Annotated in this window: 9 protein-coding genes (1 of these 9 running past the window's edge); 1 reads left to right on the top strand and 8 read right to left on the bottom strand. The window is 68.0% G+C overall.

The features are described from left to right. From J2S53_RS17940 to J2S53_RS17910, 7 genes are all read right to left on the bottom strand, one after another. On the bottom strand, window positions 1–92 hold the 5' end (the start) of the coding sequence (locus tag J2S53_RS17940) for a DUF4328 domain-containing protein (RefSeq protein WP_456241939.1). The gene continues 802 nt to the left of window position 1, outside the view; the window shows 92 of its 894 coding nt (coding positions 1–92); the start codon lies at window positions 90–92; the stop codon falls past the left edge of the window. 131 nt (window positions 93–223) lie between these two features. Further along, window positions 224–3,490 (bottom strand): AfsR/SARP family transcriptional regulator, encoded by a 3,267-nt coding sequence (locus tag J2S53_RS17935; RefSeq protein WP_456241938.1) that lies wholly within the window; start codon window positions 3,488–3,490, stop codon window positions 224–226. Between the two features lie 72 nt (window positions 3,491–3,562). Next, on the bottom strand, window positions 3,563–4,183 hold the full coding sequence (locus tag J2S53_RS17930) for a hypothetical protein (RefSeq protein ID WP_456241937.1): 621 nt from the start codon (window positions 4,181–4,183) through the stop codon (window positions 3,563–3,565). Between the two features lie 113 nt (window positions 4,184–4,296). Beyond that, complete coding sequence (locus J2S53_RS17925) at window positions 4,297–6,882, bottom strand: ATP-dependent Clp protease ATP-binding subunit (RefSeq protein WP_092980225.1); 2,586 nt, start codon at window positions 6,880–6,882, stop codon at window positions 4,297–4,299. A 325-nt stretch (window positions 6,883–7,207) separates the two neighbouring features. Beyond that, window positions 7,208–8,131: an ABC transporter ATP-binding protein gene (locus tag J2S53_RS17920; RefSeq protein WP_456241936.1), complete on the bottom strand. Its 924-nt coding sequence runs from the start codon at window positions 8,129–8,131 to the stop codon at window positions 7,208–7,210. Then, window positions 8,128–9,231: a FecCD family ABC transporter permease gene (locus J2S53_RS17915; RefSeq protein ID WP_456241935.1), complete on the bottom strand. Its 1,104-nt coding sequence runs from the start codon at window positions 9,229–9,231 to the stop codon at window positions 8,128–8,130. The genes J2S53_RS17920 and J2S53_RS17915 overlap by 4 nt, the downstream gene beginning before the upstream one ends. After that, window positions 9,228–10,286, bottom strand: a complete 1,059-nt coding sequence (locus J2S53_RS17910) for a FecCD family ABC transporter permease (protein ID WP_456242825.1) — start codon at window positions 10,284–10,286, stop codon at window positions 9,228–9,230. Before J2S53_RS17910 ends, J2S53_RS17915 begins: the two co-directional genes overlap by 4 nt. Before the next feature lie 247 nt (window positions 10,287–10,533). On the opposite strand from J2S53_RS17910, the gene J2S53_RS17905 reads away from it, so the two are divergent. Further along, window positions 10,534–11,526, top strand: coding sequence for an ABC transporter substrate-binding protein (locus J2S53_RS17905; protein ID WP_456241934.1), 993 nt, complete (start codon window positions 10,534–10,536; stop codon window positions 11,524–11,526). Window positions 11,527–11,956: 430 nt separating this feature from the next. Here J2S53_RS17905 and J2S53_RS17900 read toward each other — a convergent pair whose 3' ends face one another. Then, window positions 11,957–12,319, bottom strand: a complete 363-nt coding sequence (locus tag J2S53_RS17900) for a histone-like nucleoid-structuring protein Lsr2 (RefSeq protein ID WP_092628285.1) — start codon at window positions 12,317–12,319, stop codon at window positions 11,957–11,959. Window positions 12,320–12,530 lie beyond the last annotated feature (211 nt).

Below are 12,530 nucleotides of genomic sequence, written 5' to 3'. Positions count from 1 at the left end.
CTCAACTGCTCGGCAGGCAGTGCCCTGCCACCGCACACCGCGCAGTACTCCTGGTCAGCAGGAACGTGCCCACCACACACGGCACAGTTCACTCGTCCACTTCCAATCTCGCCGAATGACAAAACGGCGCGGACACTACCGGCGCGACCACTCGGCGGGCACCCGAATTTCGAAACCTTGGAGTGCCGGTGTCCGGATCGTGACCGGCTCGTGACGGTGCCGCTCACCGGCCCAGTACGCGCCGGAGTTCCGCTCTGGCAGCGGTGCCCGACGAGTCGAAACGACTCGCGTAGAGCTCGTCGAATTCCTCGGCTCCCAGCTCCGAGCGCAACCGAGCGCACATCTCGCGCACGTCGGGATCCCCCCGGTCCAGCACCCCCTGCAGTGCCGCTGCCACGCCGAGCAATCGCGCGGCTTCTCGCGGAGCTCCCTCGGCGAGTACCAGTCGGGCCAGCTGCTCGCACAGCACCGCGCTCACCGGTCTGTCCGCCACGGGATTTTCGGAGTCCAGGGCTTTTCCGAACAGTTCACGAGCACCCGCCGGGTCTTCCTCGTCCAACGACAACCGGATCCGGAACGAGAGCAGCAGATCGCGCATCATCGGATGTGGTGGTGATCCGAGTTCCACGAGGTCCGCCTCGGCGTCTCGCACCAGCCGGTGAGCCGATTCGGTGTCGCCCTCGGCCCGGATCAGTTCCATCCACCCGTAGGTGACGATGACGCGATGGCTGGAGGGAGTGGTGCCCGCCAGCCGGGAAGCCTCGTCCAACTCGGACCGCGCGCCGGAGAGGTCTCCCATCCGAACTCGGTGCATTCCGATACGGGCCAGCTGTGGCACCAGTTCGGTGGTGGAACGCAGCTCGCGCAGCACACGTACGGATTCCGTGAGTCGCTCGACAGCGCTTTCGTGATCGCCCCGCAGCGAGTGGAAATCGGCCGTGCTGCCGATGGCCTGGGCCTTCCCCCAGCGGTCACCGATCGCCTCGAAAGCGGCCACGGCCCGCTCGGCGTGCTCCTCCCCCTCACCTGTCTCGCCCCGGCGCTCGGCCAGTATCGCCCACCCGTAGTGCGCGGCGGCTCTGGGCCACGGATCGGGGTGTTCGGCCGCGCGCCGCAACGAGCCCGCCATCTCGTCCAGCCGCTCCGTCAGCAACCAGACCATGGGTTCCAGCAATCCCAGGTAGACGTATCGCGACATCGCGCCCGTGTCGCGCAGCTTCTCCACCGCCGCGGCCACCCGTTCCGACCAACCGTAGGAGTCCTCGTAGAGCCTGCTGACCAGCTCCACCACCGCGCGGCTCTCCGCGGGTGCCGGTCCGGACAACGCGACCACGTCACGCATCCGCTCGGTGAGTTCGGTGTGGCGCATGGTCATCGACCAGTACCAGTTGAGCGCGGCGGCGAGCCTGATACCGATATCGGCGTCGGAGTTCTCCAACGCCCAGTGCGACGCCCGCACGGTGTTGTCGTGCTCGACATCCAGCCGTGCCAGCCACGTCAGTTGTTCCCGGGAGTGGATGCGTGGGGCCGCCGTCTCCGCGAAGGCCAGAAAGTGCTCGGCGTGACGACGTCCCAGGGCTTCGACCTCGTCGGCGGCCGCCAGCTGCTCGGAGCAGAAGGCCCGCACGGTCTCCAGCATCCGGTAGCGCATCACCGTTCCCTGGTCCACGGCCTCCACGAGGGACTTGTCCACCAGGTCGGCGAGCAGCTCGTCCACGTCCGCGGCGACCGGTCCGGCACCGGAGCACACTTCGGCCACCGATTCGGCACGCGCGGAGCCCGCGAACACCGACATCCTGCGCGCCAGTGTCCGCTCGGGTTCGGTCAGCAGCTCCCAGCTCCACTCCACGACCGCTCGCAGCGTGCGATGGCGCGACATAGCGGCCCGGTTTCCCCTGGTGAGCAGCCGGAACCGGTCGTCCAGCCGTTCCGCGAGCATGCGGGGGCTCATGGAACGGACCCGGGCGGCGGCCAACTCTATGGCCAGCGGCATGCCGTCGAGTTCACGGCAGATCTCCATGACGTCGGCCGTGTTGCTCGCGGTGAGTTCGAAATCGTGCCGTGCGGCGGCGGCACGCTGCACGAACAGTCGGACGGCGGGGCTGGCAGCGGCTGCTTCGACGTTGTCGGGAACTTCCAGCGGCCCCACGGGGAACAGTTTCTCGCCCGGCAGTGCCAGCGGTTCCCTGCTGGTGGCCAGTATCCGCAGTTCGGCGACGAGGGCGAGCAGCCGCTCGGTCAGCTCGGCGGCTCCCGTGACGAGGTGCTCGCAGTTGTCCAGGACCAACAGGGTCGGTTCGGAACCGAGCGTCTCCACCAGTCCGGAGAGCGGATCGCCCGGACGACCGTGATTCAGTCGGGGTGCCTCTCGGACTCCCAGGCCCGTCAGCACCGCCGCGGCGAGCTCCTGATCGGCGCGCACCGGCGCGAGTTCCACGAACAGTACCCGAAGCGCGGTGACCCGGGAGGCACTCTCGATCGAGAGTCTGGTCTTGCCGGAGCCGCCGGGGCCGAACAACGTCACCAGGCGCGCGTCACGCAACGCGTGGTCCAGCCGCTCCAGTTCCGGCTCCCGCCCCACGAAACCGCTCAACCGCCTCGGCAGCGCCGCGCCGTTCGGAGCGGTCCCGCCACCGACGCCGGGATCGTCGTCCGGGGGATCTCGCTCGGCGGCGTTCGCTGTTCCGGGGGTGCCAGACTCTTTTGCGGAGGTGACAGGCGCTGTCCCGAAGGCGGTGACCGCGTCGTCACTTCCCTCCCACGGCAGGGCGAGACGCATCTCACGTAGCCGGTCACCGGGTTCGGTCCCGAGATGTTCGAACAGCCGGTCACGCAGTTGTTCGTAGGCGCTCACGGCCTCGGCCCGCCTTCCGGCGGCGCGCAGCGCGCGGAAGCGCAGCTCGGCGAGGCTCTCGTCGAGCGGATGCCTGGCGGTCAGCAGCGCGAGCTCCTCGATGAGCCCGGCGTGGTCGCCGAGTCGTAGCTCGGCCTCGATCCGCTCGGTGAGTGCGGCACGCCCGAGCCGTTCCAGTCGGGGGACGGTGGCTTCGGCGAACGGGAGATCACGGAAATCGATCAGGGGGTCCCCGCGCCACAGTTCCAGCGCGGCTCGCAGGTCCTCGGCCGCCTCCGCCGGAAGGTTCCGGCGGAGCGCCCCACGGCCACTGGCGACCAATCGTTCGAAGCGGTGCAGATCGACCAGGTCCGGATCCGCCCGCAGCGCGTAGCCGAGCCCTTCGGAGCTCAGCCGCAGACCGGTCGTGGCACGCAGTGCCCGTCTGGTGCGGGCGATCAGCGTGTGCAGCGCGTTCGTGGCATCGCCGGGAACCGCGTCGGTCCAGAGCTCGTCGATCAGCGTCCGCACCGGAACGCTGTGGTTGAGGTCCAGCGCCAACCGAGCCAGCAGGGTGCGCACTCGGTTACCACCCAGCTCGACCGGTTCTCCCCCGTCGTCGTGCACCCGGAACGGGCCGAGCATCACCAGCAGCACGCGGCACCTCACCAGTTCCTGTCGCGTCCTCGCGAGCCGCGACGCACCGAAGCCTTCCGATGTGACAGCGCATCACCGGCCACGCTCCGACCGTTCGTCGCGACGCCGTCGCAGCCACGTGACGAGTCCACCGATCGCGGCGGCGAACAGCACGACGACTCCGAGCAGCACGGGCCATCCCCAGCGACTCGATACCGCGTCCAGCGTACGTCGGGTGGGGCTGTCCTCGTCGGCCAGCACCACACCGAGCAGCACCACGGCGGCCAGTAGAACCGCTCCGAGCAGGGCGTACCTCGGCCTGCCCAGCACTCGGGCGCGCCGGTGCAGCACCCGGGCGACCTTGACGAGGCGGAACACCCGGACGAGCTGGACCGCGGCGACCACCCGGACCAGCCGCAGCACCTGGGCGGGAGCGAACGCGAACACCACCGCCGGGATGGTCAACACGGTGACCAGCGCCATCCACCAGTGTTCCCGCAGCCAACGGGGCCGATCCCGGCTGAACCAGAACAGCAGCACCGACTCGGCGGTGAGCACCAGCATCGACGACCAGTTGAGCACGCTGCCGAACAGCGACACCGGCCCGTCGAGCCGGGTGAGGAACACCGCGGGAACCGAGGCGGCAGCGGCGGTGAGCACCGGAACGTGCAGCGCGCTCCGGATTCGGTCCTCGCCGCTCCGCCGGGAATCCACGCGGATCGGACCTTACCGGTCGTTCCGGAGGTCCACGGCGGTCGTGGTGCCGGACGACCGAAGAAACGATCCCGCCCCCGGAGGGACGGGATCGATCGTTTCGACTCGGTGGATCACTCTGAGGAGCCGGATCCCTCGGACTGGTCGTCCTGGTTGGAGCCGGAGCTCTCCGAGGACGAGCCACCGGAGGAACCGGCCAGGTCCACCGGCGGGGTGTCCGGCACGGTGGAAGGCTTGAGCTCACCCCGGAAGGTGAACTGGGCCTGGTCCTCGGTGCCTTCCTCGTCCCAACCGTCGACGTCGACGATGACGATCTGACCCGCCTCGACCTCGCCGAACAGGATCTTCTCGGAAAGCTTGTCCTCGATCTCGTGCTGGATCGTGCGGCGCAGCGGCCGGGCACCCAGCACCGGGTCGAAGCCCCGCTTGGCCACCAGCTTCTTGGCCTTGGAGGTCAGCTCGATGGACATGTCCTTGCTCTTGAGGGCGGTTTCCACCCTGCCGATGAGCAGGTCGACCATCCGGATGATCTCTTCCTCGGTGAGCTGGTGGAAGACGATCACGTCGTCGATCCGGTTGAGGAACTCCGGACGGAAGTGCTTCTTCATCTCCTCGTTGACCTTGGACTTCATCCGCTCGTAGTTGGTCTCCTGCTCGTTACCAGCGGTGAAGCCCAGACCGACCGCCTTGGAGATGTCGGCCGTGCCCAGGTTGGAGGTGAAGATCAGCACCGTGTTCTTGAAGTCGACCACACGGCCCTGACCGTCCGTGAGCCTGCCGTCCTCCAGAACCTGCAACAGCGTGTTGTAGATCTCGTGGTGGGCCTTCTCGATCTCGTCGAACAGCACCACGGAGAACGGCTTGCGGCGGACCTTCTCGGTGAGCTGGCCGCCCTCCTCGTAGCCGACGTAGCCCGGAGGGGCGCCGAACAGCCGGGAGGCCGTGTAGCGGTCGTGGTACTCACCCATGTCGATCTGGACCAGGGCGTCGTCGTCGCCGAACAGGAACTCCGCCAGCGACTTGGACAGCTCGGTCTTACCGACACCGGAGGGACCGGCGAAGATGAAGGAACCGGAGGGACGCTGCGGGTCCTTCAGGCCGGCACGGGTGCGGCGGATCGCCTGGGAGACCGCCTTGACCGCGTCCTCCTGACCGATGATCCGCTTGTGCAGCTCGTCCTCCATGCGCAGCAGCCTGGAGGTCTCCTCCTCGGTGAGGCGGAACACCGGAATACCGGTCCAGTTGGCCAGTACCTCGGCGATCTGCTCGTCGTCGACCTCGGCCACGACGTCGAGATCACCGGCCTTCCACTGGGTCTCGCGCTCCTCCTTCTGCGTGATGAGCTGCTTCTCCTCGTCACGCAGCCTGGCGGCACGCTCGAAGTCCTGCCCGTCGATGGAGGACTCCTTGTCCCTGCGGACCTCGGCGATCTTCTCGTCGAACTCGCGCAGGTCCGGCGGTGCGGTCATCCGGCGGATACGCATCCGCGCACCTGCCTCATCCAGCAGGTCGATCGCCTTGTCCGGCAGGTACCGGTCGTTGATGTAGCGATCAGCCAGGCTGGCCGCTGCCGAGAGGGCGGAGTCGGTGATGGAAACGCGGTGGTGCGCCTCGTAGCGGTCCCGCAGTCCCTTCAGGATCTCCACGGCGTGGTCCAGCGAGGGCTCGCCCACCTGGATCGGCTGGAAACGACGTTCCAGGGCCGCGTCCTTCTCGACGTTCTTGCGGTACTCCTCCAGCGTGGTGGCACCGATGGTCTGCAGCTCACCGCGCGCCAGCATCGGCTTGAGGATGCTCGCCGCGTCGATGGCCCCCTCGGCGGCACCCGCACCGACCAGCGTGTGGATCTCGTCGATGAACAGGATGATGTCGCCGCGGGTCTTGATCTCCTTGAGGACCTTCTTCAGGCGCTCCTCGAAGTCACCACGGTAGCGGGAACCGGCGACCAGCGAACCGAGGTCGAGCGTGTAGAGCTGCTTCTCCTTCAGCGTCTCCGGGACCTCGCCCTTGACGATCTTCTGAGCCAGCCCCTCGACCACGGCGGTCTTGCCGACACCGGCCTCGCCGATGAGGACGGGGTTGTTCTTGGTCCGGCGGGACAGCACCTGCATGATGCGCTCGATCTCGGTGTCACGGCCGATCACCGGGTCGAGCTTGGTCTCACGGGCGCTCTGGGTGAGGTTGCGGCCGAACTGGTCCAGCACCAGCGAGGAGGACGGGGTGCCCTCGCTGCGGCCACCGGCCTCGGCCGGTTCCTTGCCCTGGTAGCCGGACAGCAGCTGCAACACCTGCTGGCGAACCCGGTTGAGATCGGCGCCGAGCTTGACCAGCACCTGCGCGGCCACGCCCTCGCCCTCGCGGATCAGCCCGAGCAGGATGTGCTCGGTGCCGATGTAGTTGTGCCCGAGTTGGAGTGCCTCCCGCAGCGACAGCTCCAGAACCTTCTTGGCCCTCGGGGTGAAGGGGATGTGGCCACTGGGCGCCTGCTGGCCCTGGCCGATGATCTCCTCGACCTGCTGGCGCACGCCCTCAAGGGCGATCCCCAGCGATTCCAGCGCCTTGGCGGCGACACCCTCACCCTCGTGGATCAGACCCAGGAGAATGTGCTCGGTGCCGATGTAGTTGTGGTTGAGCATCCTGGCCTCTTCCTGGGCCAGGACAACCACCCGCCTCGCGCGGTCGGTGAACCTCTCGAACATTCGCACTCCCTGACTGCTGCGCCGGCGGTCTCGTACCGGGCACCGCTCCTGCTCACGCCGATGCCCGCGATGGGTTCAGCACTCTGAACTCCACTCTAGTAGCCACGGCGCACTCAGGGCTGTTCCGGCTCGCAGCCCACTTCTCGACAACGTTGCGTTCAGTCAGCCCAACAGGGCGTTGAGCTGCGAAATTCCATTCGAAAACCAGGCCGCCCGCGGTGTCCGCCGAGCGCGAACACCGCCTCCGACGGACCGAATCTCACTCATCCGGCCCAGTGCGGCGACTGTCCGGCCCGGTGTCGTGCCGAGCCACGGTGCTCGCGGGTCAGGAACCGCGGGTGCCGGGACCAGCATCCTCGGATTCCGAAGCCCGGGACTGCCTGCCGCCCACCGGAACCACCAGGGGTGTACCCGTGACCGGGTCCGGAATCACCCGCGCCCGGAGATCGAAAACCTCGTGCAGCAACCGCTCCGTGAGCACCTCTCCCGGAGGGCCCTGCGCGGCGATCCGCCCTTCGGACATCGCCACCAGCCGGTCCGCGTAGCGGGCGGCCAGGTTGAGGTCGTGCAGCACCATCACCACGGTGCGCCCGCTCTCGGTGTGCAGCCTGCCGATCAGCTCCAGCACATCCACCTGGTGCGACAGGTCCAGGTAGGTGGTCGGTTCGTCCAGCAGGAGCAGATCGGTTCCCTGCGCCAGCGCCATGGACAACCAGGCACGCTGCCGCTGCCCACCGGACAGCTCGTCCACGGACCGATCGGCGAGGTCACCGATACCGGTGAGCGACAACGCCTCGGCCACGGCCGACTCGTCGTCCCCGGACCACTGGCGATACCAGGACTGGTGCGGATGCCTGCCTCTGGCGACCAGGTCGGCGACGCGGAGCCCTTCCGGAGCGACCGGCGACTGCGGCAACAACCCCAGCGTACGCGCGACTTCCTTGGTGGACATCCGGTGGATGGGTTCGCCGTCCAGCAGCACGCTGCCGCGCCTGGGCCGCAACAGCCTGCCCAGGGCCCGCAGCAGCGTGGACTTGCCACAACCGTTGGGACCGATCACGCCTGTGATGGTGCCGTCGACGACGTCCAGGTCCAGCCCGTCGACAACCACGCGCTCGCCGTATCCCAACGACAGATCGCGGGCGCACAACCGGTTCCTCGCCCCCTCGGAGGAACCGCTCCCCGGTAAGGACTCGGTGGCCGCGGCCGTGCTGTCGACCGTGTCGTGCGCGATGTGCGAGGCGGTCATGTCTGAACCTCCCGATACCGGTGGACGAGCAGATAGATCAGGTACGGGGCACCGAGCGCGGCGGTGACGATTCCGACCGGTAGTTGCAGCGAACCGAACAGCGTGCGCGAGACGAGATCGGCACCGACGACGAGAAGCGCTCCGAACACCATCGACACCACCAGTGGCGGTCGCGGGGTGCCTGCCGTGCGGAGGGCGATCTGCGGGGTGGCGAGCGCGACGAAGGCGATCGGCCCGGCTGCCGCGGTGGCCAGCGAGGCGAGCACGGCGGCCCCCAGCAGCAGCGCCCCCCGGGCGATGTTGACGGGCACCCCGAGTTCGCGAACCGTGTCGTCGTCGAACTGCAACGCGCCCAAGGCGTGCGAGCCGAGCAGGCTCAACGGTACGAGCACCAGCAGGGCCAGCCCGACCGGCACCACGTTGTCCCAGTCGCGCGCGTTGAGGCTGCCGGTCAGCCACACCATCGCGCGTCCAGCGTCCTGGGTCTCACCGACGGTCAGCAGCCACAGGGTCGCGTTGACCGTCAGCGCGTTCATGCCGATGCCGACCAGCACCAACCGGAACGAGTCCACCCCGCCCCGGTAGGCCAGCAATCCGACCAGCACCGCGGTGACGATGCCGCCCACCAGCGCGACCAGGGGCAGGCCGAGGCTCGCGACGACGCCGCTGATTCCGCCGAGCGTGCCGGAGGTGACGATGACGGCGGTCGCCGCCGCACCGGCGCCTGTGGTCACGCCCAGCAGATCCGGGCTGGCCAGCGGATTGCGCACCACCGCCTGCGTGATCGCGCCGGACAACCCGAGCGCTGCCCCGACCAGCAGTCCGGTCAACGCACGCGGTAACCGCAGCTGCAGCACCACGAGCCGTTCCCCGGCGTCGCCACCGCCGAACAGTGTGCGCAGCACCCCCAGCGGGGAGATCGGGTAGTCGCCGAGCGCCAGATCGCAGGCGAACACCAGAAGAAGCCCCGCGAGGCCGCCCAACAGCGCCACCAGCGGGCGGAGGCGCAGCACCGTGGACACGGGGCCGACGCGCAGCGGGACGCGGCCACGTACCCGAGCGGCCGGGGCGCCGACGGGGGTTCGCACCGATTCCGTCACAGCCGCATCAGCCTCCTGCGTCGTACGAGAGCGATGAAGAAGGGGGCGCCGATCATCGCCAGCATCACGCCGACCTGGATCTCCGAGGGACGCGCCATGATCCGGCCGACCAGATCGGCCAGCAGCACCAGGCAGGAGCCCCCCAGCGCCGCGAACGGCAGCAACCAGCGGTGGTCGGGGCCCGCGAAGTATCTGGCTATGTGGGGAACGATCAGACCGACGAAGCTGATCGGTCCGCACATGGCCACCGCGCTGCCGACGAGTACCGCGATGGCGGTGATCCCGATCGCCCTGGACCTGGCGACGTTGTGGCCCAGCGCCGCGGCCATGTCGTCACCGAGGGAGAGCGCGTTGAGCCCGGGAGCGCTGGCGAGCCCCAGCACCAGCCCCAACAGCAGGAACGGCAGCACCCGTTGAATGAGCCCCATGTCCGAGACGGCGATGGAGCCGACCTTCCAGAACCGGTAGGTGTCCAGGCTCTGCCGGTCCAGCAGCACCAGGGCCGAGGTGAGTGCCTGCAGCAGTGCGCTGATCGCCGCCCCCGCCAGTGCCAGCGCGACCGGTGTCGCGCCTCCCTTGCCGATCGAACCGATCAGGAACACCGCCAGCGCGCTGATCAGCGCTCCCGCGAAGCTGAACCAGATGAAGCCGAGCATGCCGGTGATGCCCATCGTGAACACGGCCAGCACCACCGCGAGCCCCGCGCCCTGGGTGATTCCGAGCACGCTGGGGGCCGCTATGGGGTTGCGGGTGTAGCCCTGCATGAGCGCTCCGGCCAGTCCCAACGCGGAACCGGCGAGCACTCCCGCGATGGTGCGCGGGATGCGCAGCTCGTAGATGATCACGTTGTTCTCGGTACGCGAGCTCGCGAAGAGCGCGTCCACCACCGCGCCGGGCGGTATGAGCTTGGCTCCGATGAGGATGCTCAGCGCGCAGCTGAGCAGCAGCAGACAGCACAGTACGCCGAGGCCCAGCAGCCGGCCGCGTCGTCGCGAGTTCAGCCGGTCGGACCGCGTTGCCCGCTCGGATCTCGCTGTCCCGTCGGGCCGCCGCACCCGTTCGGGGGGCGGCGCGCTGTCGCGTTCGGTCGGTGCGGGGAGGGTTTCCGGCCGTCGGCCCCCTGCGGGGGACTCGTCGTGGGGCGCGGGAGAGGTCGAGGAAGCGGGGCCCGAACCGGACGGGTCGCCCGTGGCCGAACTGCGACTCAAATCCCACTCCCTTGGCTGTCCGCTCCGATTCGCTTAGGTTGCCCACACTTAGGTTAGGCCCACCTAAGAGTAACCGAAACAGGAAGGCGAACCGATGTCGGAAGTCACACGCACCAGACGTGAGTTGCTGCGAACCGCGTTGACCGCCGCAGGCGCGCTGCCCGTACTCGGGTTGGCGGCGTGCGGTGGCGAGTCGAACTCGACGGAGCAGGGCGGGGGAACGAACGCCCGCACCGTCGAGCACGCGATGGGTGAAACCGAGATCACCGGCTCGCCGAAACGGGTGGTCGCGCTGGACGCCACCTTCACCAGCGCCGCGATGGCGCTGGGGACGAACGTCGTCGGTTACACCACCTTCGGCGGCCGCGAGAAGCTGCCCGAATACCTCGGCCGGGACCGCACCCGATACGGCGAGCAGGCACAGCGCGTGGGCAGCCTGACCAGTCCGGATCCGGAGCGGATCGTCCAGCGCGACCCCGAGCTGATCCTGTCCGCGAAAGTCCGGCACGAGGACATGTACGGCCAGCTCTCCGAGATCGCGCCCACCGTGTTCAGCCGCACGACCGGGGCGACCTGGAAGGAGAACCTGCTGCTGACCGGTCGGGCGCTGGGCAAGGAGAAATCGGCCCAGAACGAGCTGGACGAATACGAACGACGTGCGAGAACGATCGGGGACAGCATCCGTTCGAAGGTGGGGCACAACCCGACAATGTCGATCGTGCGCTTCGCGGGCGAACCGACCGTGCGGCTCTACAGTGCCGATTCGTTCCCCGGCACCGTGCAACGCGACACCGGGCTGGCTCGCCCCGAAGGGCAGCCCGAAGAGGACGGAATCGCGGTCAATCTCAGCCAGGAGCGGATCCCGGAACTGGACGCGGACCACATCTTCGTAACCGTCTACCCCGATGAGGCGGGCGACGCGGCAAAGACCAGAAAAACCTTCGAATCAAACCCGCTTTGGAACAAACTCACCGGGAAGCAACACCTGGTCGACGACATCACCTGGATGACTTCGGTGGGAATCCACGGTGCACACGCGATTCTCGACGACCTCGCGAACGCGTTCGGTGTCGACGCGGCGCGATAACAGGCCAAGTGTGCGGGGTGCGCTCCGACATTGTCCAATGCGACATTGTCCGCCCGGGGCGCACCCGGCCCCACTCCGGCCCGGTGGTGTCCGTGTGGGCACCTACATCACGTCTGTCCTCGTCCGTACGAGCCCCGCGGCGACACGAGTGACGTGACCGGTCGTTTCGGCGCCGAGGCGCCGGAACACCATCGGACGCCACGACCGACGGGCACATCCGGACCCAACAAAGCACTACTGGCCACTGCTACCGAAACAGCGGCCGGTACTCCCGAAACAGCGGTCGGAGTATCGAGACATTCCCCCGCCGCATTCCGAATCGGTCTCCAATATCGGCCGGGCGGATATCGAGGGAGCACGGCACGAGCCGCGTTCCGGTTCGACGGGTGTCCGGCGGGACGAACCGAGCCGACGTCGACCGTCGCGAACTTCAGTGCGCCTTGTGGTACTCGGCGACGATATCGGCGGGGATGCGACCACGGTCCGAAACCTTCATACCCCGCTTGCGGGCCCATTCCCGAATCGCTTGGTTCTGCTCACGATCCGCGCTCGTGGAACCACCGGACGAAGCCGACGACGAACGCGCGGAACCCGCCTTCGGTCCCGGCTTCTTACGCCCCCCGGCCCGACGCGCACTCGCCAGAAAGCCGCTCAGTGCCTCCCGGAGCTCGGTCGCATTGTCATTGGAAAGGTCGATGGTGTACGAGACGCCGTCCAAGGCGAACTCGACCGTTTCATCGGCCTCTCCACCGTCCAGGTCGTCCACCAACTGGACAGTTACCTTCTGCGCCATCTTCCGCGGTCCTCCCCGGTATTCCTTACAGCGAGACGGTGACGATCCGAGCCCGAACGAGTATCGTCGGTGTTCTCTCGAACCACATCATCCTCGAAGCCGTATCGCGACCGATCACGCATCGAGCCACTAATACATCGTCACCGTTTCATTCTCGCCAGCAAGGTTAGCGCAGCAGTGCCGGATTCGCACTCACCCCACCGAAGAAATT

Origin of the sequence: Actinopolyspora lacussalsi (assembly GCA_030803735.1) — a bacterium.
GTDB classification, from domain to species: Bacteria; Actinomycetota; Actinomycetes; order Mycobacteriales; family Pseudonocardiaceae; genus Actinopolyspora; species Actinopolyspora lacussalsi.
The sequence above is the reverse complement of the archived record's forward strand: the minus strand, read 5'-3'. Positions and strand labels throughout refer to the sequence as shown.